The sequence below is a fragment of the Pseudomonas sp. P108 genome, assembly GCF_032613195.1.
Lineage (GTDB): Bacteria > Pseudomonadota > Gammaproteobacteria > Pseudomonadales > Pseudomonadaceae > Aquipseudomonas.
Map to the genome: position 1 here is coordinate 880,315 of NZ_CP126691.1, position 22,814 is coordinate 903,128.

Sequence of the window (22,814 nt, forward strand, 5' to 3'; positions counted from 1 at the left end):
ATCATGGCCAGCATCACAATTCGAAATGTTGATGGTCCGCTCATGGATCAGTTACGGATTAACGCGGCACAGAATGGAAACTCCATCGAGGAAGAAGCTCGCATGATTCTGGGGCGAGCATTGATTAGAAGGGATAGCGCTGGAGGCTTGGGTAGCCGGATTCGCCAGCGCTTTTCCTCGGTCGGAGGGATCGACCTTGGTTTGCCTTCACGGCAGGAAAAAGCCAGGGTTATGGATTTTCCAGATTGCTGATGCTCGAAATGCGCACGCGCTGAAGAATACCTTTATGTAGGAGCTGCCGAAGGCTGCGATCTTTTGATCTGGCTTCTGATTTGTTCAAAAGCGAAGATCAAAAGATCGCAGCCTGCGGCAGCTCCTACATTAGGCGGAGTTTTTTCCGGGACATCGGGGTGATGGGGCGGACGCAATCGCGAGCAGGCGAAGGCCTACAGGGGATTGGCGTCGTTCACATAATCTGTGATCAACACCATTTTTTGTAGGCCTTCGCCTGCTCGCGATGCGGTTGTAGCTTCAGCGCGAAATCAAGATCAAACGCGGAAGTGGCTGACCATCTGCTGCAACTGACCACCCAGACGCGCCAGTTCAACACTCGATGCAGCTGTTTCATCACTCGCGGCAGCGGTCTGTTCCGACACATCGCGCACGTTGATGATGCTGCGGCTGATCTCTTCAGCCACTGCACTTTGCTGTTCAGCCGCTGCAGCGATCTGCTGGTTCATCGACTGAATGTTCGACACCGTGCGGGTGATGTTTTCCAGCGATGCGCCGGCCTTGCGCGTCAGAGCCACGCTGCTGTCAGTCAGGGCGCGGCTGTTGCTCATCACCGCCGAGACTTGCTGGGTGCCGTTCTGCAGACCGGCGACCAGGCCTTCGATTTCTTCGGTGGATTTCTGTGTGCGCTGAGCCAGGCCACGAACTTCATCGGCGACCACGGCAAAACCACGACCGGCTTCACCGGCACGCGCGGCTTCGATCGCAGCGTTGAGGGCCAGCAGGTTGGTCTGTTCAGCAACAGCCTTGATCACGTCCATGACGCTGCCGATCTTGTCGCTTTCCTGTTGCAGCACGCTCATGGCTTCGGTGGAGCGCACCACTTCGCTGGCCAGACGCTCGATCTGCGCGATGGCTTCGTTTACGACTTTGTCGCCTTCACGGGCTTCGCCGTCAGCGGCGGCAGCGGCTTGCGAAGCTTCTTCGGCGTTGCGCGCGACTTCCTGCACGGTGGCGGTCATCTCGTGCATCGCGGTGGCGACCTGATCGGTCTCGACCTTCTGGCTATTCACACCGGCGCTGGTCTGCTCGGTCACGGCGGACAGTTCTTCAGCGGCGCTGGCGATCTGGGTGACGCCGTCGCGGATGCCGCTGATCAAGTCACGCAGGGTCACGCCCATGCGCGCGATGCCTTGTTGCAGCACGCCGAGTTCGTCGCGGCGGGTGACCGTGACGTTCTGGGTCAGGTCGCCGCTGGCGATGCGCTCGACCACAGCCAGGGTTTCTTGCAGCGGACGGGTGATCTGACGGGTGATGATCACCGCAGCAATCACGCCGACCAACAGCGCCAGCAGGGTGCTGATCAACTGGAAGGTGCGCGCCTGGGCACTTTCGATGTCGCGACGGTCGAGCTGGATCTGATACAGCTGCTCGCTGGTGGTGACGATGGCGGCGCCTTGATCAGTCATTTCCTTACGCGCCTGCACCGCATCGGTGTTGGCATTTTTATACGCCATCAATGCGCTGCGATAGTTGACCAGTGCGGTTTCCAACTGACGCAGGGCATCTTGCTGAGAATCAGCGAAATGCACGTTCAGTTGCTTGAGGCTGGCGATCGCGACATCCACCTGGCCGACGGCTTTCTGCTCGGTGTCGGCGTTGGTGGTGGCGGTGTAACCGCGAACTTCGTAGCGCGCGAGGATGAACGCTTCCTTGGCGGCGGTGATCGCCTGGAACTGTTCGAAACGCTGCTCGCTCATGTCCATCTGCTGTACGCGCTTGCTGATCGATTCGATCTGGTTGTACGCGGTCTCGGCACTCACGCTCATGCTGTCGCGGGCGCTGTTGCCGGTGCGATAGGCGTTGCGCATTTTGTTCAGCGACGTCTGGTATTCAGCGATGGTCGCGGCCTGCTCCTTGAGCAGTTTGACGTTTTCCGGGCTCTTGAAGCTGTTGATCAGCTTCTGTTGCTGCGCGGCGAAGCTTTCCAGGGTGGTCTGCACATTCTGCGCGGCGGTTTCATCGCCATTGGTCAGCATGTATTGCAGGCGCACCACACGCAGTTTGGTCAGGCCGGCGTTGAGCTGGGTGATGTCGCTCATCCAGTTGCTGCGGTCGATCAGGCCACCGAGGCTGGTCCAGCCTGTCAGGGCCAGCACGCAGGTCAGGGCCAGCACCAGGCCGAAGCCCAGGCCCAATTTCATGTTCACGCTGATGTTGCCGAACCAGCTATTCATCAAAAATCCTCCAGAAACGTTGGGTTTCTTGTCGTCGGTTAGGCTGGAAGATTGTTGTTTTTTTGAGCCAGCAAGGGTGTTAGCAGGTCTGTATCGGCCGCATTTCCCAGAGCTGAAAGGATTTTGTCCTACGGAATTTGTAACGGCCCCGCTGAGGCTCTTTTTCATCGCGGGTTCAGGGGCGTGCGTGCACGAGATGATCGTGTAGCGGCTACCTCAATAACTGACGAAGTAATAAGCCTGCCGACCGACTCTCAGGGTCTTGAGCACTTTCAACGGTGCGACAGGTTCGCGGTCTGCCGCCATGACGGCGACGTGGGATGGCGAGGCTGCGAGGAAGTCTCGCAGTTGCGCGTCGGTATCCAGGCCTTTCAGCACCTGCCGGGTGTAAAAAACGCTGGCGCCGCCGACGCGTTCATTGGCTTGAAACAACGCAACTTGTCGACCTTCGGCTTGCAGCATTTGAATGTGTTCGCTCAACGGCAGGAACGATAGCTTTTTGTCGGCGTGGGGCAGCGCCCATTGCGCGGCCGCGAGATAACTGCCGATCACCAGCGTGAGTACGCCGACTGCCAGTTTCTGACGCTGCCGGGCGATTCGGCCTACGAATCCATTGCCTGATTCGTACTGTTTCAAGCGCTCGAACAGCACGCCCGCATACTCCGCTGCGATCACCGCAGCGGCCGGTGTCATCGACATCAGATACACCGTGCGCTTGCTCGACGCCAATGTCAGCATGATGAACTGCGCAATGATCCACAGGCTGAAAAACAACAGGTAACGGTTGGCCTTCAGTTGTTTGCGGAAATGCCAGAGTCCCAGGTACACCAGAATGTTCCAGGGCAGAAAGGCTTCCGGCAGTTTGGCGAGGTAGTAATAGAACGGTTCGTAGTGTCCGGCTTCGACGAACGATCCGTTGAAGCGCCCGACGCTGTTGGTCAACAGCACTTCTCTGACGGCTTGTGCGCCGCCGTGCTGAAAGAGGATGACGAGCCAGATCAGCAGCGGAATCAAACCGACCAGGGTCAGTAAGCCCGGTCGCAGCCAGTCAACGATTTTCAGGCGCTTGTCCATCAGGTTGTCGGCCAGAAGGTAAGCAAAAATCACCACCCCCGGCATGGCCAGCCCCAGCACACCTTTGCTCAACGTGGCGATGGCAATCCCGACAATAAACAACAGCGAACTGCCGACACTCGGTGCCCGTTGCGCTTGATAAAAGGCGAGCAGGGCCGTGGTCACGCCGAGAGCGAGCAACGCATCCTCACCGACGCCGCGCACATTGCTCCAGTAACTGGCCATGGTCGCGAGCAGAATGCCTGCCGTCCAGGCGACCATTTTCGGTCGTCCAAACCGGCGCAACATGCCGTACAGCAGCATCACACTGATTAAACCGGCCACCGCCGACGCCAGCCGCACCGCCCACGGTGAAACGCCAAACACGCGCATGGCGCCGGCATCCAGCCACAGGCTCAGTGGTGGTTTTTCCAGAAACGGCTCGCCAAACAGCCGAGGCGTCACCCAGTCGTTATCAAGGTGCATCTCCATGGCGATGCCGGCGACGCGAGCCTCGGTGGAGCCTTGCAATTGATGGCCGTCCAAGGCGAAGAAAAACAGCAGGGCAGCAAGCAGAAACAGCGAAGTGACGGCACGCGACATAGGTTTCAGGCAACCGGAAGGGGCGGGAGGCCTGAGCATACGACGGCAATCCTTAACGAATTGTGAAACTCACGCCAAAGGTTTCGACCAGCGCTTTTCTGGTGTTTCGAATCTCGAATTGACCAGCGCCGTCAGCACGTGGTCCTGCCAGCGCCCGGCAATGTTCAGATACGCCTTGGCGTAACCCTCGCGTTCGAAGCCCAACCGCTCAAGCAAGCGCTCACTGCGCTCGTTGCCGGGAATGTAGTTGGCCATGATCCGGTGCAGGTTCTGGATATCGAACATGTAGTCGATGCCAGCCTTCAGCGCTTCGTGCATCAAACCCTGTCCCTGTTGGGCTTCATCAATGTGATAACCCAGATAACACGCCTGAAAGGCCCCGCGAATAATGCCGCTGAAGTTGCAGGCGCCGATCATTTGCTGGCCATCCGGGGTCAACAGCGCGAAGTGCATGGCCAGCCCGGCCTCGAAGGCGCTGGCCTGTATTTCAAGGCGCCGGCGAATCTGCTCGGTGGAAAAATATTCAGTGGTGCGGATGGGCGACCATGGTGCGAGGTGGCGCTGGTTGCGTCGGTAGAACTCGCTTTCAAGTTCGGACTGGTCCGGAGCCAGTATCGCGAGCGTCAGGCGTTGGCAGGGCAGGGTCAACAGCGGCATCGGATGCTCCGGAGTGGGGGATCTTCCGGCAGGTTGGCGCACTCGCCAGTGGGAGAGCAAGCCCTCGCAGGTTGGCGCGATAAATCCGAGGCAAAAAAAAGCCCGCAGGAGCGCGGGCGAACCGTAGTTTCTTGAATGAGCGAGCGGACTGTACAAGGCTTGGCCGCGTAGCTGCAGTGAAGAAAAATTCATCTCGATGGGCGGCTCGGCGTTGTCCGATGCTCACCCGAGCGACGGGGCGACTCTTACAGGTTTCACCCGTCAATGGCGGGTTTCAGGCCCGCAGGTTTGCGGTCCCTGCGGGTCAAGATTGTCCCGCGCCCGGCAGACCAGGATCTCGGCCAGTGCGCTCAGTTGCTTCATTGCCACCGCCACATGGCGTTTCGAGCCGTCGAACTCATCGGCAAAGGTTGCGCTGATGGCCGCGAGGGAATCGAGGATCTCGCTGGCGTGGGTGAGCAGGGTCAGGGTGTCGACATCGTCGCGCACCCTGATGAGTTGATTGAGAGGGACGCTACGCCGCCGACGGGTCGCCTCGGCGCGTGCGGTGGTGTTCGACTGAGGTTGGGTGCTGGAAGCGGGCGCGTCGGAAGGTGCCGAGCCAACCAGCGAAAGCTGTGGGGTTTTTTTCATGACGTAGCTCCGTGGAGTGAACATTCACTGCAGTTGCGGCTGCCAAATCGTCCGTTGGATGGCAGTGGTCGTGGAGGGTAACGTCCTGAGGAACTGTCCACCAGTTCATCAAAGTCGACGCGTGTTGCGGGAATTTTCCTAGGACGTTCGGTGTGGGAAGGAGGGCATGGCGACAAAACCAGACGGCAGTCGCGGTGATCACGGAAAGCCATCTCAAGCATGTAGTCAGCGGGCGGAACGGTTCACACAATTCTCACCTGAGTTTTGCGATGATTGTTGCCGGTATTTCATCGGCCCGAGCGAGTGATTCCTTCATGAATGTGAGCATCCTCTACGCTTTGGTTGCGGCAGCGTTGTTTGGTGCCAGTACGCCACTCGCCAAGCTCCTAGGCGTACAGACTTCACCGATTCTATTGGCCGGGTTGCTCTATCTGGGCAGCGGTCTGGGTTTGACCGTCCTGCGTTTCGCCCGCGATCGAGGCTGGCAACGTTCCGGACTCGGCACCGGCGAATGGCCGTGGCTGGTCGGAGCCATCGGCTTCGGCGGCGTGCTGGCACCGGTGGCGTTGATGTTCGGTTTGACCCGAACGTCCGGCGCGAGCGCGTCACTGATGCTCAATCTGGAATCAGTGCTCACGGCGCTGCTGGCGTGGATAGTGTTCAAGGAAAACGCCGATCGGCGAATCGTGATCGGCATGCTCGCCATCGTGGCTGGCGGTGTCGTGTTGTCCTGGCCGCAAGAAGCCGTGTCGGCGCAAGACTGGACAGGGCCGCTGGCCGTCGCGTTCGCCTGCTTTTGCTGGGCCATCGATAACAACCTGACGCGTAAGGTCTCTGCCTCGGATGCACTGTTTATCGCGGGCAGCAAAGGTCTTGTGGCGGGAGTGGTCAACTGCGGCCTGGCCTTGTTAATCGGCAAACAACTGCCCGCAACCGCCTCGCTGGTGCCCATCCTGCTGGTCGGGTTTCTCGGTTACGGGGTCAGCCTGGTGATGTTCGTCCTCGCCCTGCGTGGGCTGGGCAGTGCACGCACCGGCGCGTACTTTTCCACCGCGCCGTTTCTGGGCGCAGCTATCTCGATTCTGCTGCTGGGCGAGTCGGTGTCGCTGATGTTCCTGCTCGCTGCGGCGTTAATGGCCGTGGGGGTATGGATTCACTTGATGGAGAACCATATTCATGAGCATCAGCACGAACGGCTCGAGCATGATCATCGCCACACACACGACGAGCATCACCAGCATACGCACGGGTTTGACTGGGATGGAACGGAGCCGCACAGCCATCCGCATGTGCATACGCCGATGCGTCACCGGCATGCACATTTTCCGGATATTCATCACCGGCATGAGCACTGATTGAATGTCGAAAGTCTGTCAATTGATATCACTGTGATATCATTTTTTGCCAGTTTCTTCAGTCTTTCATTCGAGTCATTCCATGAAACCCTTTTTCCTGCTGCCCCTTGTGACCCTCTTTTCGACTGTCAGCGTTGCCGCTGCACCCTCACCAGTGGCGTCATTTGCCGCTTGTGACGATCACTCACTGGCCGTTGTGCAATCACCATTGATCAAGGATCTGGTGCCGAACTCTGTCGAAAATGGCCAGATCAAATTGTCCGGCGGTACCAAGAGCGACATGGGGCAGCGCTGGATGTTCGCCAAGCCGGTCGAGATCGATGGCATGTCGTTGACCGGCTTCTACGCCGAAGATATGGACCTGATGGGCACGCGCATCATCAGTTGGGGCTTCTACGCCAAACAGACGCCGAATGAACTCCACACTCAGCTGGAAAAAGCGGGCGGACCACGCATGGAGATGTCGCAGGGACTCTACGCTCGTGCGGAAATCTGGTCTCATGGCAAATCCAGCTGGCAGCCGGAAGATCCTGCCGCTACTGCCGGTAAGCTGGTGGTCGACAGTGCTGAGCGGGTGTTCTTGATCGAACCGGCTCCGGAAGAGCTGAGTGCTGGGAGTAAGGGGATGTTTACTTGCTCGATTCAAGGCAAAGTTAATGAAGCGATGCTCAAATCCAGCCGTCCGGATTTGGTTAGTGTTGCTCATTGATGGGGCATGAGTGCAGGTAGGAAAAAGGACGACATTGTGTCGTCCTTTTTTGTAGGTTGGCGGAGCATCGCCGGGGTTATCGAGCCTGAACGATTGCAGGCTGCGGTCGTGGATCCCCGGTTTGGCTGATGTCCAGATGCAACAAAGCCCGCACTTGGCGGGCCTTGTTGTTGAGAGTTGGTGGGCCGGGGTAATCTGAACTTGGTCTTTAACATATTGATTTATAGCGATTATTTTCGGTTAATATTTTCTTTGGAATACCATTTGGAATACCGTCCGCGGATATACTTAGATTCCCGCCTTACGTCGATCAGAGCTGAATACCATAGCTGTATTTCGGATCTCGCTTTTGAGCTCAACCAATGGCTTCTGAGAGCCAACACTGGCGCTCGTTCATACCTTCACTCGCTCTGGCGAGTCAGCACATGCCTGATTGCCGTCGCGTACGGCAAATGCGCAGTGTCGCGCACTTCCCGTTCCAACTCCTCTACCCAACTATCGTCATCGGGATAAGCCTCGGCGTAATCAGCAAAGGTCTCCATGGTCTGGATATAGCCGCAGAGCTGAGCGCGACGAATTTGATTTAAGGCACCGTCCAACACAAGAATGCGGATGGTTTCAGTGGCACGAAGACGGTTGTTTGCCGTAAGACCCGCGCGTGGCCGCACGGTGCCGCCGGGCGTGAAGAGCAAGAATACGTCGGGATCTTCGATATCAGGCTTGATCAGCGTCTCTGGGGGATAGGCTCCGCATTGGTCCTTGGCCTTTCCGCAAGTCCCGGAACGGTTGCAGGAGCCAAATAGATTGCTCCAGTCAAACGTACCTTGGGGGTACCTCCCGCGTTGGCGGAAATGTTCTATATGACGATTTCCCTCACCCATTGGCCCCTCACAGTATGCACATCGAGGCCCTTGCATTAAGTCAAGCGACAGCCAGAGATCCAGGCGCTCTTGGGGCGTCATGGCACTCCAGGCGTCCCGACCATGGCGGTAACGTCTCAGGCCCGCCGGTGGTTCGTCTTGCCTATCCAGACGCCGCACCTCAACGCTCCCTTTTGACAAGTTCGCGCGGCAGGCGCTGCTTGATTCTCTGCAAACGAACCAATCGATCAAATTCGTGCATAACTGGATGTTCAGCCCCAAAATGGGCTTCCAGCTTATCTCTCAATACACGCCCTTCAGGCTGCTCATGAAGGTTCTGCTGAATTAGCGCCTGGTAATCAGAAACCCAGATGGCCTCAGGCACATGAGGTACCGGATCGACGCCCATGATACGGGCCAGCAGATCGGAACTGGCGACGCCGCGGGTTTGCCATTGTGGCTCGCTGACGGTGGTGACCCGGCTGGTGGTCTCGGGATCGATTTCGCAGCGCAGGATTCGAACACAGTCCGAGGAGACCGTACTCAACACCTGAGGACTATGAGTTGTCACGATAAGCTGCATGGCCGGGAACGCCTGGGCCAAGTTGAGCAGCACCACTTGCTGCCATTCCGGATGCAGATGCATGTCGACTTCGTCGATCAGCAGCAGGCCTGGTGTCTCTTGCGCCGCCTGCGCACCAAGGTGGCCGTTGAGTTTGGTTGCGCGAAATGCGATATCGGCAACCATGCCGATCATGTTGCGAATACCGTCGCTGAGCCACTCGACTGGCAGTTCACCTAATTGCTCATGGCGGGCAACAAGCGTGTCGCGGGTGAAGGAGTACTCTATACCGCTCCAGCCTGCCGGTTGAATGCAAACGTTCACGGCGCGACTCACTGACTGGATGTAGGTGTCGAATTCAGTTTTGGCGATGCTGACCCCTGCTTCAAGCGCCTTGAGTTGGGCTTCTTTGGCATTCAGGCTCCAGTAGCGAAACCATTGCACGAACGATTTATAGCTGGAGGCCGGATCGAGGCAGTCGGTGTAGCCGACGGTTCTTGAGGTGCGTTGGATGTTCTTCGCATCTGTCAGTTTTTTTTGCTGCCAAAGACGTCCAGTGCCGTAGTACGCGATCAGTGGCAATACGACCTCCATGTTCGTTGTCCGCGATCAGTGGCAATACGACCTCCATGTTCGTTGTCCGCGAGGCTTCTTGCATGCGCTTGCCGTAGCTCACCAATTCCTTCGCGTCTTTGACCGAGGTCTTTGTCTTTGTCGTGCTGGCAAGATGACGACGCCAAATGGTAGGCAACTTATCATCGGACAGCTGATCGAGCAGGCTGCCGGGAATAAAGCCAGTAGCTTCGAGCCTAGCCCCCTGGGGGGCGTATTCCATTTCGTTTGTAGCGGTTTGCCTGGCTCGAAACTGGCGAATATCACTCGGCTCAAAATGCTTGCCCACAGCCTCGTCAAACGCACCTACATACGGACCGAAGGCGATGGCAATGGCGTCGAGAATGGACGTTTTACCCGTACCATTGGCCGCAACCAGCACTGTCAACTGCGGGTGGAAGTCGATATCGATCGATTCAAAGCAGCGGAAATCACGCAGCCGCAACCGGGAAAGCCGTAGCGAATTTCTTCCGGCACTCAACATGTTTTCCTGCGTGCCCATGGGAAACTCCAGCCGACGCTTAAAACGCTAGTCTACCTGTTGACCTGCTCTCAGCGCAGCATCTTGGAGGGGTTGAAAAAGCCGTCCTAATCTTGACAGAGTGGCTCCTGTTCTCCCCTTCAAGTTTCGTGTCTAGTGAGAAGGGGGGGGGCCGGGAATTACATATGGCCTTAATCTAGTAATCATGGAGCGATCACTGTTGAATAGTTCTACCTGCTCTCAATCAGAAGAAGCTCGTCATGATCTATATATACTTAGACCGCTTCCGCAAAGCTAGATCAAAAAAGTTGTTGTCGCTAGTAATGCGTCTTACTACATTTTTCTGAAAAATTACTAAGTGGTAAATCGAAAAGCTCTATCTAAACTACCGCTTCTAAGGTGGAGCCTCCCCAGTCGATGGCGAGTTTGATTGGCTTTGGCGCTATTTTGATTTATGGGGTTTTAAGCAATTGTAATGTTCTAATTTTTTCAGGTATGTGGTCATTCTTTTCTGCTTCCATTTCTATCAATATCTCTAAGAGCCTTGCTCGGCTAATTTCATATTGAGTTGCCAGTTTTTCGAGGCTTGCAATTGCCTTGTCTGAAAGGACGAAGTTGTACTGAGCCTTTCCTTGTAGATTTTCTCTGTATTTTCTTTGAGTCCATCCTTTTTTGATTTTTCCTATATAAAGCTCTTTTTGTTCTTGTGAGTAGTTTGCTTTGTCAAAAAAAATCAAAAGGTCTTCGAATTTTTCGAATGGTGTGGATCCAAGTGTGGTGACGAAGAAGTTTTTTGTTAGCCAGTCCCAAGCGAATTGGCTTTTCTGGTCGTCACCTTTAAACCAGGCATACATTTTGTCGTTTGTTTTGTGGCTTTTCCATCTTTGTTCAAGATGTCTTAGTAATGTTGTTTTCTGAGTTATATCTTTTTGCCATACATCGAGGATCGCTATAGGGAGGTCTTTCCCAGAGAGATCAAAGTAGTAATTGAGTTGGCTGTGTTCGGTTGAGATTTGAATTTCTCTTGTCGCCCACTCTGTTGCGCGACGGTCTTCTGTTATCCATTCAATATCTTTTTTGTGGACGAGTTGCTTGCGTCTTTCTTTCAGTAATTCGTCGACTCTCCATGGTCTGGTCTTTAAATATCTGGCCATTTTGTCTCTCATGCCAGTATCGAAGTAGTCATTTGGATTAAATGTGGTTTCGTAGAATGAAAGTGTGTACCACAGCCATATGTCGTGGCGTTCGTTGTATTCCGTCTCGCCAAGAATCTGGGAAAAATCGTCTCCGATTTGTAGTGCCACTGTAGGGTCCTTTTATCGAAATTTAAGTAAAAAACTAGATGTATTCTATCATTATCCATGTGTCATTCAAGATAAACTCTAGTAGATGTATTCTCTGCTTTCCTCAGTGTTTACTCGAGAGATAGTACGGTTGAGGCAGCGATATGGCGAGATGAGTTCGCCTCGTTTTACAGGAAAATTTTGCGTTTGCTTTGTGCGCTGGACTGCCGCGGTACGTCGCCAGGCTCCTCTTGGATGAGCGGTAGAGTCGTTAACACGTTAATTTTTACCGGGCTTGCCAATCCTCTGGACGAATACAGGAGCTACGTTCATGAGGATAATTCGGTTGAAAGAGGTCATGGATCTCACTGGTCTTGCTAGATCTACGATATACAAATTTGTTTCGGTGGACTTGTTCCCAAAGCCTATTTCCTTGGGAGACCGTTGCGTAGGTTGGCTGGAAAGTGAAGTTCACGATTGGATACTAATTAAAATTAAAGAGCGGGATCAGTTGGTGAAGAAGGGTGCTTGAGGTACTGCTGCGTTTGGTTTTGAAATTTTGATTGGTTCGGCTCTAGTTACACCATGAAGGAGAAGTTCCTTCATGGTGTTTTTCCAGAGTTGTTGTGGTCTCTGTAATGTTGTGTTTAAACAGGGTTTGTGGGTGTTTTATCTCGGGTTGTGTCGTCAGAGTGTTTCGGTATTGGTACTATGCTTATACAGCATCTCAGTTATGAATGTGGCTTGTCTTTAGTGTTAGGTATGAGGGGTGTGTTGGACGGAAGGTAATCTCTCTCAGCGGAGCACTACATTGCTCCGCATTCTCATGTGTGAGGTAAAAATGTACTCGGGGTTCTGACTATATGAAACTCAATACTCGGAGCTCCATCATGGTTAGACATCCAGGCAACACGAACTTAACCCTTCATTGTGAAGATACTTATCAAGGCTGGGCCGTACAAGTTGATAAGGGGCCGTTCATTCAAGAGTATCTAAACCGTCTTCATCAGACGGTGTCTCGAGCGCTTAATCAGTACTCTCGTGTATTTGCATTCAGGTTTGACCTACGGCTACCAGCTGACATTCAATTGCCCGATTACGCTTTTACGAACGAAGTTGTTGACCGTTTCATCGAATCCTTTAAAGCCAAGATCAAGCACAATCGCCAAATGGCGAAACTTGTGAATAAGTACGCACACGACACCAAGGTGCGTTACGTCTGGGCTAGGGAGCAAGGGCAGCACGGTCGACCACATCATCACTTTGCGATATTTCTGAACTACGATGCCTTCAATGCGTTGGGTAAGCTCGAATCAGGCAGAGACAACATGTTTAATCGCTTGGAAGGAGCGTGGGCAAGTGCTTTAGGGTTGTCAGTAGAGGCTGTCAGGGGGTTGGTCGAGATTCCACAAAATCCTTACTATCACTTGTATCGCGACGAGATAGCCGGACAGGCAACCTTTTTCCATCGTGCGAGCTATCTCTGTAAGTCGAGCACGAAGGTTTTTGGGGATGGTTCCCATGGTTTCGGATGCAGTAGAAGCTGAGCACAACGCTGAATCACGACAAAAAAATAAAAGGGCACCGTGCCGATGACCACCCTGGCAACGCCAAGGGCGGTCCATCGGATGGTGTGAACATTGGAGTTAAAGGTAACCTCGTTCAGCCAGCGATACGCAGCCTTCATGACCTACAACGATGTGATCCAACGTTTGGGTACCAATCATGCTGAGGGCATTCTTGATCTCCACCGAGCAGTAGTAGCGCAAAGACGTGGTGTCTCAGCCGCTGACGGGGGTCATGCGTTCGAAGACGCTTTCACAGCCTTGGGTAAGTTCGAGACTGGCAGGGACAACATGTTCAATCGGCTGAGGGGGCATGGGCCAGCACCTTGGGATTACCTGTAGAGGCAGTCAAAGGCTTGGTCGAGATTCCCCAGAACCCGTCCTATTTCCTGATTGCTGGTGAGCTGGAAGGACAGGGTACGTTCTTTCAGTCTATGCAAGGCTCAACCAAAGTCTATGGGGATGACAGTCATGGATTTGGGTTCAGTAGGCTGTAAAGCCTAGCTTAAGAGCTAGATATTCTTAGTTGGCTGCCCCCCCAATTTTCCCCTATTCTCTCACTCTTCAAGACTGGGGTACATGAGATGCCTGAAGAGATGATGACCCTTAAGGAAGTGGCCGAGTACCTCAAGCTCGCGGAAAAGACGGCCTACCGCCTTGCTGCTGAAGGAAAAATTCCTGGCTTCAAGGTTGGGGGCAGTTGGCGGTTCCGAAAGGTCGCCATCGAAGATTGGATCGACCAGCAAACAACCAAAAATCGCACTTGAGTTGGGGTGGACAAGCTTTGTTATTGGACAACAGAAATAACGGCCATGTAGGGAACACGCTGCGGGAACACCTGGCCGCAGGATCGAAGCTATCCGTACTTTCAGGCCTGTTCACCATCTATGGCTTCTCAGCACTCAGGAAGGAGCTTTCCCGCATCGACGGCGCAAGGCTGCTGCTGTCCGCCTGGGAGAACTCACCTCTCCAGGCGCTCATCGGGTCGGATGCCGACCTGCGACTCGTGAACCAGCTCGACCAGAAGCGCATCGCCAGGGAATGCGCCAAATGGCTCGCCAGCAAGGCCGAGGTACGGTCAGCCAACGCGGCCCAGAATATGTTCCTTGTTGAAGACGGCAGCCAGGGCAGTTTTGCCGTTCACGGCAGCTCTGCTTTCACCCCCGCCGGGCTGGGAGAGGTGCAGTCCGATACCCCGCTGATGAATACCGGTATCAACGAGCCAGAAACGACCAAGCAGCTACTGTCCTGGTTTAACTCTGTCTGGGCAGATGCCCCTGAAGCCCGAGACATCAAGGACGAGCTCCTTGAGAAACTGGAGTTCATTGCCGCCGACCAGCCGGGCGACTTCATTTATTTCCTGACGCTCTACAACATTTTTAAAGACTTCCTCGATGACATCGACGAAGACAGCATCATTAAGACAAAGACAGGGTTCAAGGACACCCTTGTCTGGAACAAGCTTTACAAGTTCCAGAAGGACGGTGTACTGGGCGCTATCGACAAGCTCGAAAAGCACAACGGCTGCATCATCGCCGACAGCGTCGGTCTGGGTAAGACCTTTGAAGCGTTGGCCGTCATCAAATACTACGAGCTGCGCAATGATCGCGTGCTGGTGCTCTGCCCGAAGAAGCTCCGGGATAACTGGACGATCTACACCGTCAACGACAAGCGTAACCTACTTGCGCAAGACCGCTTCAACTATGACGTCCTGAACCATACTGACCTGTCACGCACGAAAGGCAGTTCGGGCGAGATCAATCTCGAAACCCTGAACTGGGGAAATTACGACCTTATCGTCATCGATGAGTCGCACAATTTTCGCAACAACAATCCCACGAAAGGCACCAAAAACCGTTATCGCCGCCTGATGGAGGACATCATCCAGTCGGGCGTGAAAACGAAGGTGCTGATGCTCTCCGCAACGCCGGTGAACAACCGCATGAACGACCTGAAAAATCAGGTCGCCTTCATCACTGAGGGGAGCGACGACGCCTTTAGCGATGTTGGCATCAAGAATGTGGAAACCACGCTGCGCCTGGCCCAGAAGCAGTTCAATCAATGGGTCAAGCAACCGCCTGAAAACCGTAGTGTGGCTTCCTTGCTAGATATGATGAGCTTCGACTATTTCAAGCTGCTCGACATCGTCACCATCGCGCGCTCTCGCAAGCATATTCAGAAATACTACGGCACGGCAGATATCGGCGAGTTTCCTGTGCGACTGCCACCACAGAACATCTATTCCGATCTCGATTCTACCCACAAATTTCCGCCGCTGAAGGAAGTGAATAAGACGATCCGCAGGCTCTCACTGGCGGGATACTCGCCCATGAAATTCGTCCGGACGGATAAGAAGGATGAGTATGCCCGGCGCTATGACAACGCCGTTGGCGACGGCAAGAGCGTCTTCAAACAGGTTGACCGAGAAGAGAGCCTGATCCACCTGATGCGGGTGAATCTGCTCAAGCGCATGGAAAGCTCGATCAACTCCTTCACGCTGACCTCGCAGAAGCTCCTGTCGCAGGTCGAAGTGTTGCTAGAGAAGATTGACGCCCACGAAAGCGGCGACATCGAAGCCCTGAATATCGAGGATATTCAGGACTTTGAAATGGACTCGCCCGAGCTTGAGCCTTTTATGATTGGCAACAAAACCCGCGTCCTGCTCCAGGACATGGATCTCATCCGGTTCAGGCAAGAGTTGGAGGCGGATAGGGTCTTCCTGACCTCTATCGTCGAATCCGCGCAAACCGTGGACGTACAGCGCGATGCCAAGCTCGAAAAGCTAAAAGAGGTCATCGCCAAAAAAGTCCGGGAGCCACTCAACCCCGGAAACAAGAAGGTCATCGTCTTCACGGCCTTCGCCGATACCGCGAAGTATCTCTATGCCCATCTTGTCGATTGGGCTCGGGACGAGCTTGGAATCCACAGCGCACTCATTACCGGCGGTGGCACCAACAAAACGACCTTGGCCGGTGCAGGCTCGGATCTGAACAATCTTCTGACGGCTTTCTCTCCTGTGTCGAAGGAGCGCGGAAAGATCGACCCCGACGCGAAGGCTGAGATCGACCTGCTGATTGCCACCGACTGCATCAGCGAGGGACAGAACCTTCAAGACTGCGACACTCTCGTCAACTATGACATTCACTGGAACCCCGTACGGATCATTCAACGCTTTGGCCGTGTTGACCGTCTGGGCTCGAAAAACACGAAAATCCAGCTCATAAACTTCTGGCCGAATATGGAGCTGGACGAGTACATCAACCTTGAAGCCAGGGTGGCGGGTCGCATGATGCTTCTGGACGTATCGGCCACAGGCGAGGAAAACGTCATCGACGCCAATGCCCAGGAAATGAACGATCTCGAATATCGACGCACACAGCTTCAGCAGCTCAAAGATGCTGTGGTCGATCTTGAAGACATGGCTGGTGGTGTCTCTATCACGGACTTAACCCTGAACGACTTCCGGATGGATCTTTCAGGCTACATGAAGAAAGGTTTGCACCTGCTGGCGCAGGCTCCAAACGGCCTTTATGCCGCTGTCACCATTGATGCTGACCTCAAGGCCGATGGCCTCAAGCCCGGCGTCATCTTCTGCTTGAAGAGCATTAGGAATGATCATCGTTCTGTCCAGGTGGATGAGAACTATCCCCTCGCGCCGTATTTCCTGGTTTACGTCACGGATGAAGCGGTCGTCGAACTCAACTTCACCCAAAGCAAGAAGGTGCTCGACCTTCTGAAAAAACATGGCCTCTCGGCAACATCCATTGATAGAGAGGCTGCCGGGCAGGTAAACGACCGCACAAGGAATGGTTCCGACATGGAACAGTTCCAGCAGCTGCTGGCCGTCGCGGTGGACAGCATTGCAGGCAAGAGCGAAGAGAAAGGCGTACAGAGCCTCTTCACCAGAGGAGGCACAGTGCTGACTGCGACCAGCAGTCAGGGCATTGAGGATTTCGCCGTTGTAACCTACCTCATCATCACGGACGCTCCGTAGGGCAGGGAAATGCTATGACGCCAGGTACACTGGAAGCCTTCATTGACCATCTTTCAATTCCCAGATCCTGTGAATTGAACAAGCCCGTTTTCAAGAAGCACTTTCTTGAAAACGGGGTGCTGGACATCGCCGATAAAACGGCCCTGAAAGACGATGTTGATAAGATACGCTGGCTGTATACCCTGAAGCCTTCCACGATCAACGTCGCTGCCTATGTTGATAGCGAGCGCGACTTCTCTGAAATCGCGGTTCTCCAGGTAGAGCTCACATCCGCCAAGCGGCTGAAGCGCATCGCGACTTTTATGCAACGGTCAATTCCGTACCCGCTGATCCTGCTGTTTTCCCAGGAAAACCAGGTCTGCCTCAGCGTCTCTGACAAGCGCATCAATCAGGCGGATAAGGAAAAATGGGTCGTAGAGGATATTCTCTTCACAGATTGGATAGACCTGACCGCACCAACGCTTGCGCAGGCTGCTTTTCTGGAAGACTGCAATATCAACAGCTTTTCCTTCGCCAATTTCTTTAGTTTCTATAAAAGCCTGACTGAACGTGTCATAGCTATTAGTTGCGCTGCTCATAGCGGACGTTATGAGCGGGAGGCAGCAGAAGGCGAAGGCACGAAACCACGCGAGGGCCGATTAGATCGGCTCCGTGAACTTGAAAAGCTCACCCTGCAAAAGACAGAGATCGCCAATAAGCTGAAGAAAGAAAAGCAGATGGGGCGGCAGGTTGAACTGAATACCAAGATTAAACAGATCAATGACGTAATTGAAAAAATTAGAGAGAGCATTTAATGAACAAGCCCGCTATTAATTTAGTTACGCTACAGGACGGTGGAACTGCGAACATCGTCAATGAGAATGTTGAGCAGCTCAAAAGCATATTTCCTGAGGCGTTCGGGGAAGGTGGGATCAACTTTGAAACGCTGCGTCAACTTCTGGGTGATGCCGGAGTTATCGACGAAGGCGAAGAAAAATACGGTCTGAACTGGCATGGAAAAAAGAAGGCGCGCCAGATCGCATTGACCCCCTCGACTGGGACCCTACTGCCTTGTGTGGAAGAAAGTGTCGATTGGGATGCAACTCAAAATCTGTTTATCGAAGGCGATAATCTTGAAGTTTTGAAGCTTCTCCAGAAAAGCTATGCAGGTAAAGTAAAACTTATTTACATTGATCCTCCTTATAATACCGGTAAAGAATTTGTTTATCCTGATAATTATCAGGACAACCTTGATACATACCTTAAATACAGCGGTCAGGTGAATGAAGAGGGGGTGAAGTTCTCCAGTAACACAGAAAGCTCAGGAAGGTTTCACACTAACTGGCTAAGCATGATGTATCCACGGATTCATCTCGCAAGAAACTTGCTTTCCAAGGATGGTGTGATTCTCGTAAGCATTGACGAGCACGAGATTGTAAATCTACGACGGTTAATGGACGAAATTTTTGGGGAAGAGAATTTCCTTTCATGTTTGATATGGGAGAAGGGTCGCAAAAATGATGCGAAATTCTTTTCTAATGGCCATGAGTATGTAGTGGTTTACGCAAAGTCCCAATCGCATTTGCGTGAAAATAAAACGATGTGGCGGGAGGAAAAACCGGGAGCTCGTGATATTTGGGAACAGTACTTGTCTTTGCGTAAAACTCATGGGAAAAATGACTCTTCAATAGAAATTGATTTGCAGGCTTGGTATTCTTCACTGCCCAAAAGCCATCCTGCTAAAAAGTGGAGTCGTTACAAACGAATTGATGCTAATGGCCCTTGGCGCGACCGTGATATTTCGTGGCCAGGCGGCGGCGGTCCTCGTTACGATGTCCCTCATCCGCAGACACATCTGCCTTGTAAGGTACCTGAGCGTGGCTGGATCTACTCTACTCCTGAAGAGATGCAGCGCCATATTAGCTTAGGTCTCGTTGAGTTTCGTGCAGACCATACAGAGCCACCATTCCGAAAAGCGCACATCCGCCCAATCCAACAAGAACTTGATACGCTGGAAGACAGCGAAGTTGACGATGGTAGCGATTCCGAAGACGACGAAGAGTTTGCTACGCAAGTACGCAGCAGTTACTTCTACAAGCAGTCGCAAGTTTCTGTTAAATACTTAAGGAATCTTTTCGGGAAAAAAGTATTTAATAACCCAAAAGACGTCGATGAGATTGCCCGGCTGGTGCGCTACACTACGTCCGACGACCCGAACGCTATAATCATGGACTTTTTTGCTGGCAGCGGTACAACCGGTGAAGCAGTAATGCGCCTTAACTCTGAAGACGAAGGTGCAAGACGATTCATTCTTGTTCAACTTCCAGAGCCTCTTGATTCTTCAAATAAAGAGCAAAAGGTATCTGCAAAATTCTGTGAGGAGAATAATATTCCTCGCAATATTGCTGCGTTATCTCGCGAGCGATTGAGAAGAGCTGCTAAGCAAATTAAGAGTCAAAGCGACGGCAAACAATTCGACGCCGGGTTTAAGTTTTTTAGCTTGGCTTCATCAAACATTAAGGTTTGGAACCCAGATAAGCGCGATCTTGAGCAGACATTGCTATCTCATCAAGAGCATTTGGTCGAAGATCGCTCCGAACAGGATGTTCTCTATGAACTTCTAATCAAGCGGGGCATCGACCTCGCTGTGCCTATCGAAAGCAGGAATATATCTGGGAAAAATATTTACAGCATTGGTTTCGGTGTATTGTTTGCGTGCCTGGATGATTCTATCGTCCACGCAGATGTTGAATCTATCGCCCAAGGGGTTCTTAGCTGGTATCACGAGCTTAGCCCTTCCTCAGATACGCATGTCTTTTTCCGTGACAGTGCATTCAGTGATGACATAGCAAAGACCAACATGGCAGCCATTCTGGAACAGAACGGCATCACCCATGTTCGCAGCTTGTAAGGAGTGTCACTGATGAAGCTGCATTTTGAGGACAATCTTGACTTTCAGAGGGCTGCGATTGAGTCTGTCGTCAGCCTTTTTAAAGGGCAGGAAATCTCGCGCTCCGAGTTCACCGTAACCTATCGTCCTAAAGTCGGGCCGCAGGCTTCACTTGATCTGGCGGAAAATGAACTTGGTATTGGTAACCGCCTGCAACTGGTTGATGAGGAAATTCTCGACAACTTGCATGCTATCCAGCTCGACAATGGTCTACGACCTGCTGGAAACCTCGCTAGCGGCGACTTTACGGTGGAAATGGAAACGGGTACAGGTAAAACCTATGTCTATCTGCGCACGATATTTGAGCTGAATAAGAATTACGGATTTACAAAATTCGTAATTGTCGTGCCTTCTGTTGCCATTAAAGAAGGCACGAAGAAGACGCTTGAAATTACCCGTGACCATTTCGAGAACCTGTACCCTAAAGCGAAAGGCTACGAGTACTTTCTCTACGACTCAGCCAATCCTGGACAAGTGCGCAGTTTTGCCACCAGCTCCAATATTCAGATCATGGTGACGACTGTTGGCGCTATCAACAAAAAAGACGTCAACAATCTTTATAAGGAGAATGAAAAGACGGGCGGCGAAAAACCTATCGACCTGATAAAGGCTACCAGCCCGATCATTATCGTGGACGAGCCACAAAGCGTGGATGGCGGTCTGCAAGGACAGGGCAAAAAGGCTCTGGATGCCATGAACCCGCTCTGTACCCTGCGTTATTCAGCGACACACGTCGATAGGCACCACATGGTTTATCGACTTAATGCAGTTGACGCCTATGACCAAGGCTTGGTCAAACAGATCGAGGTTGCTTCCCTCCAGATCGAGGGCGGTAACAACAAGCCTTATATAAAGCTTGAATCCACTCACAACCGTAAAGGCTCGATCACCGCAAAAATCGAGATCGATGTGCAGCGTGGAAAGAACATCAAGCGCGAGACACTGACGGTTGAAGATGGCGACGATCTGGAGCAAATCGCTAATCGTGCCATTTACGAAAACATGCAGATCGGCACAATCACTTGCGGCAAGAACAACGAATCCATTCAGATCAAGGGGCCGGGAATCGACGAGACGTTGCGCCCCGGCGAGGCCATTGGCGGCGTTAGCCCTGATGAAATCAAGCGCTTGATGATCCGCCGGACGATCAAAGAGCATCTCGATAAAGAGAAAACCTTTGCTGCCAACAAGCAGCCTATCAAGGTCTTAAGCCTTTTCTTTATCGATAGTGTTGAGCATTATCGCCAGTACGACGCAGGTGGCAATGCGGTCAAAGGCAAATATGCCACGATGTTTGAAGAGGAATATACCAAACTCGCCAAGTCCAGCGACTACCAAAGCCTCTTCAATGAAATTGACCTGGAAACAAACGCCTCCGAAGTTCATAACGGCTATTTTTCCATTGATAAGACGGAAAGACTCGTCGATACAGCGGAAACTAACCAGGCTGGCCGCGACAACTCCGAGCGCGCTTATAACCTGATTATGCGGGAAAAGGAGAAATTGCTGAGCTTTGATACAAAGCTCAAATTCATTTTCTCCCACTCTGCACTGAAAGAAGGCTGGGATAATCCGAACGTCTTCCAGATTTGCGCATTGCGCGATATGGGATCAGAGCGAGAGCGTCGCCAGACCATCGGGCGTGGCTTGCGTCTTTGCGTCAATCAAGAGGGGCAGCGCTTACGCGGGTCTGACATCAACACGCTGACGGTCATTGCCACCGAGAGCTATGAAGAGTTTGCCGAAAATCTTCAAAAAGAAATTGAGGAAGATACCGGCATTCGTTTCGGCATCGTTGAGTCTCACCAGTTCGCGACGGTGTTAATCGTCAATGAACAGGGCGAGGCCGCGCCGCTTGGCGTAGAGCAATCCGATAAAATCTGGAAATTCCTGAAATCCGAAGGTTTTGTGGACGCCAAGGGCAAAGTCCAGGACAGCCTTCGTACTGCTCTGAAAGATGGCAGTTTCAAGCTGCCGGAAGAGATCAAAACTGAGCTGGGCAGCAAAGCTGATGTAGCCGAAGTGGACATCCAGGGCATTCTCAAAAAGCTTGCTGGCAAGCTCGATATCAAGAATGCGGATGACCGGCGGATCATCCGCACCCGCGAGGCCGTTCTTCAGAGCGAAGAATTCAAAGCCCTCTGGGAGCGTATCAAGTACAAGACAACCTACCGGGTTGATTTCGACAACGACAAGCTCATTGCCAATTGTGCCAAAGCTATTCTGGATTGCCCGCCAATCACGAAAACCAGAGCGCAATTTCGGAAAGCCGACATTGCTATCGGTAAAGGTGGCGTGACGGCGGAAAAAACTTCTGAGTCCCTTTTTACAACGATCCATGAGGATGACATCGAGCTCCCTGACATCATCACGGATTTGCAGGACAAGACGCAGCTGACCCGTAGCAGCATCGTTAAAATCCTCACCGAGAGCCGTCGTCTCCAAGATTTTGCCCGCAATCCGCAGCAGTTTATCGACTTAGCGGCTGAAGCTATCAACCGCACCAAGCGGTTGGCTTTGGTCGATGGTATTAAGTACAGCAGAATCGGTGACGAGCACTTCTACGCGCAGGAGCTCTTCCAGCAGGAAGAACTGAAGGGCTATTTGAAAAACACCCTCGAAACGCAGAAATCAGTCTATACGCATGTCGTCTATGACTCGGCGGGCGTGGAGCAAAATTTTGCTAAAGATCTGGAAACTAACGAAGCCGTAAAGGTGTACGCGAAGCTGCCGTCCTGGTTCAAAGTCCCAACACCCCTGGGCACCTATAACCCGGACTGGGCGGTGGTCGTAGATGATGAAGGCAAGGAAAAACTGTACTTCGTGGTGGAAACAAAAGGAAGCACTTGGTGGGGCGATTTGCGACACGTTGAAGGTGCAAAAATCCTCTGTGGTGAAAAACACTTTGAGGAAGTCGCTAATGACGACAATCCGGCACGGTACATACGTGCGGTCGATGTCAATGGCATGATGTCGCACATCAATCAGGACTAATCTTCAGAAAAGCCTACTGAAATTGCTCATGCAAACACCTCAATCGAAGCATTTCG

18 protein-coding genes and 2 pseudogenes are annotated in these 22,814 nt (G+C 52.8%); 10 read left to right on the forward strand and 10 right to left on the reverse strand.

Going from position 1 to position 22,814, the window contains the following annotated elements; all coding sequences use genetic code 11:
• Positions 1-3: 3 nt before the first annotated feature.
• A complete protein-coding gene (locus tag QOM10_RS03710; RefSeq protein WP_316917600.1) occupies positions 4-252 on the forward strand; it encodes a FitA-like ribbon-helix-helix domain-containing protein in 249 nt (82 codons plus the stop codon).
• A 296-nt stretch (positions 253-548) separates the two neighbouring features.
• On the opposite strand, the gene QOM10_RS31225 is transcribed toward QOM10_RS03710, so the two are convergent.
• From QOM10_RS31225 to QOM10_RS03730, 5 genes and pseudogenes are all read right to left on the reverse strand, one after another.
• The gene (locus tag QOM10_RS31225; RefSeq protein ID WP_371748303.1) at positions 549-1,412 is read right to left on the reverse strand and encodes a methyl-accepting chemotaxis protein; all 864 of its coding nucleotides are present in this window, start codon (positions 1,410-1,412) and stop codon (positions 549-551) included.
• A pseudogene (locus QOM10_RS31230) lies at positions 1,407-2,636 on the reverse strand (methyl-accepting chemotaxis protein); the annotation flags it as partial. The pseudogene QOM10_RS31230 and the gene QOM10_RS31225, both read right to left, overlap by 6 nt.
• A gap of 48 nt (positions 2,637-2,684) precedes the next feature.
• Positions 2,685-4,163, reverse strand: coding sequence for an ArnT family glycosyltransferase (locus tag QOM10_RS03720; protein ID WP_316917601.1), 1,479 nt, complete (start codon positions 4,161-4,163; stop codon positions 2,685-2,687).
• Positions 4,164-4,193: 30 nt separating this feature from the next.
• Positions 4,194-4,781, reverse strand: coding sequence for a ribosomal protein S5-alanine N-acetyltransferase (gene rimJ / locus QOM10_RS03725; RefSeq protein WP_316917602.1), 588 nt, complete (start codon positions 4,779-4,781; stop codon positions 4,194-4,196).
• Between the two features lie 261 nt (positions 4,782-5,042).
• Positions 5,043-5,414, reverse strand: coding sequence for a DUF6124 family protein (locus QOM10_RS03730; protein ID WP_316917603.1), 372 nt, complete (start codon positions 5,412-5,414; stop codon positions 5,043-5,045).
• Between the two features lie 314 nt (positions 5,415-5,728).
• Between QOM10_RS03730 and QOM10_RS03735 the strand changes: the two genes are divergently transcribed.
• Positions 5,729-6,769: a DMT family transporter gene (locus QOM10_RS03735; RefSeq protein WP_316917604.1), complete on the forward strand. Its 1,041-nt coding sequence runs from the start codon at positions 5,729-5,731 to the stop codon at positions 6,767-6,769.
• 82 nt (positions 6,770-6,851) lie between these two features.
• Entirely contained in the window at positions 6,852-7,478 is a 627-nt protein-coding gene (locus QOM10_RS03740; RefSeq protein ID WP_160038251.1) for a hypothetical protein, read from the forward strand.
• Positions 7,479-7,879: 401 nt separating this feature from the next.
• Here the strand turns inward: QOM10_RS03740 and ptuB are convergent, their stop codons facing one another.
• From ptuB to QOM10_RS03760, 4 genes are all read right to left on the reverse strand, one after another.
• The gene (gene ptuB / locus QOM10_RS03745) at positions 7,880-8,518 is read right to left on the reverse strand and encodes a retron Ec78 anti-phage system effector HNH endonuclease PtuB (RefSeq protein ID WP_316917605.1); all 639 of its coding nucleotides are present in this window, start codon (positions 8,516-8,518) and stop codon (positions 7,880-7,882) included.
• 1 nt (position 8,519) lies between these two features.
• Complete coding sequence (locus QOM10_RS03750) at positions 8,520-9,344, reverse strand: AAA family ATPase (protein ID WP_316918360.1); 825 nt, start codon at positions 9,342-9,344, stop codon at positions 8,520-8,522.
• A gap of 7 nt (positions 9,345-9,351) precedes the next feature.
• On the reverse strand, positions 9,352-10,014 hold the full coding sequence (locus QOM10_RS03755; protein WP_316917606.1) for an ATP-binding protein: 663 nt from the start codon (positions 10,012-10,014) through the stop codon (positions 9,352-9,354).
• Between the two features lie 431 nt (positions 10,015-10,445).
• Complete coding sequence (locus QOM10_RS03760) at positions 10,446-11,297, reverse strand: hypothetical protein (protein ID WP_316917607.1); 852 nt, start codon at positions 11,295-11,297, stop codon at positions 10,446-10,448.
• A gap of 310 nt (positions 11,298-11,607) precedes the next feature.
• Here QOM10_RS03760 and QOM10_RS03765 point away from each other — a divergent pair, with 310 nt between their 5' ends.
• Together QOM10_RS03765 and QOM10_RS03770 are read left to right on the forward strand one after the other, a co-directional pair.
• Positions 11,608-11,808 carry an AlpA family transcriptional regulator gene (locus QOM10_RS03765; protein ID WP_316917608.1) on the forward strand — a complete coding sequence of 67 codons (201 nt, stop codon included), beginning with the start codon at positions 11,608-11,610 and terminating at the stop codon, positions 11,806-11,808.
• Between the two features lie 358 nt (positions 11,809-12,166).
• Positions 12,167-12,823, forward strand: a complete 657-nt coding sequence (locus QOM10_RS03770; RefSeq protein WP_316917609.1) for an inovirus Gp2 family protein — start codon at positions 12,167-12,169, stop codon at positions 12,821-12,823.
• A gap of 99 nt (positions 12,824-12,922) precedes the next feature.
• On the opposite strand, the pseudogene QOM10_RS03775 reads toward QOM10_RS03770, so the two are convergent.
• Positions 12,923-13,018, reverse strand: a pseudogene (locus QOM10_RS03775) (JAB domain-containing protein); the annotation flags it as partial.
• 407 nt (positions 13,019-13,425) lie between these two features.
• On the opposite strand from QOM10_RS03775, the gene mads1 reads away from it, so the two are divergent.
• The 5 genes from mads1 to QOM10_RS03800 are packed head-to-tail and all read left to right on the forward strand — an operon-like array spanning position 13,426 to position 22,758.
• Entirely contained in the window at positions 13,426-13,608 is a 183-nt protein-coding gene (mads1, locus tag QOM10_RS03780; RefSeq protein WP_316917610.1) for a methylation-associated defense system helix-turn-helix domain-containing protein MAD1, read from the forward strand.
• 23 nt (positions 13,609-13,631) lie between these two features.
• Positions 13,632-16,835: a helicase-related protein gene (locus QOM10_RS03785; protein ID WP_316917611.1), complete on the forward strand. Its 3,204-nt coding sequence runs from the start codon at positions 13,632-13,634 to the stop codon at positions 16,833-16,835.
• Positions 16,836-16,849: 14 nt separating this feature from the next.
• Positions 16,850-17,629, forward strand: a complete 780-nt coding sequence (locus QOM10_RS03790) for a DUF4391 domain-containing protein (protein WP_316917612.1) — start codon at positions 16,850-16,852, stop codon at positions 17,627-17,629.
• The gene (locus tag QOM10_RS03795; protein WP_316917613.1) at positions 17,629-19,725 is read left to right on the forward strand and encodes a site-specific DNA-methyltransferase; all 2,097 of its coding nucleotides are present in this window, start codon (positions 17,629-17,631) and stop codon (positions 19,723-19,725) included. Before QOM10_RS03790 ends, QOM10_RS03795 begins: the two co-directional genes overlap by 1 nt.
• Positions 19,726-19,737: 12 nt before the next feature.
• A complete protein-coding gene (locus QOM10_RS03800; RefSeq protein ID WP_316917614.1) occupies positions 19,738-22,758 on the forward strand; it encodes a type III restriction-modification system endonuclease in 3,021 nt (1,006 codons plus the stop codon).
• The last annotated feature ends 56 nt before the right edge of the window (positions 22,759-22,814 follow it).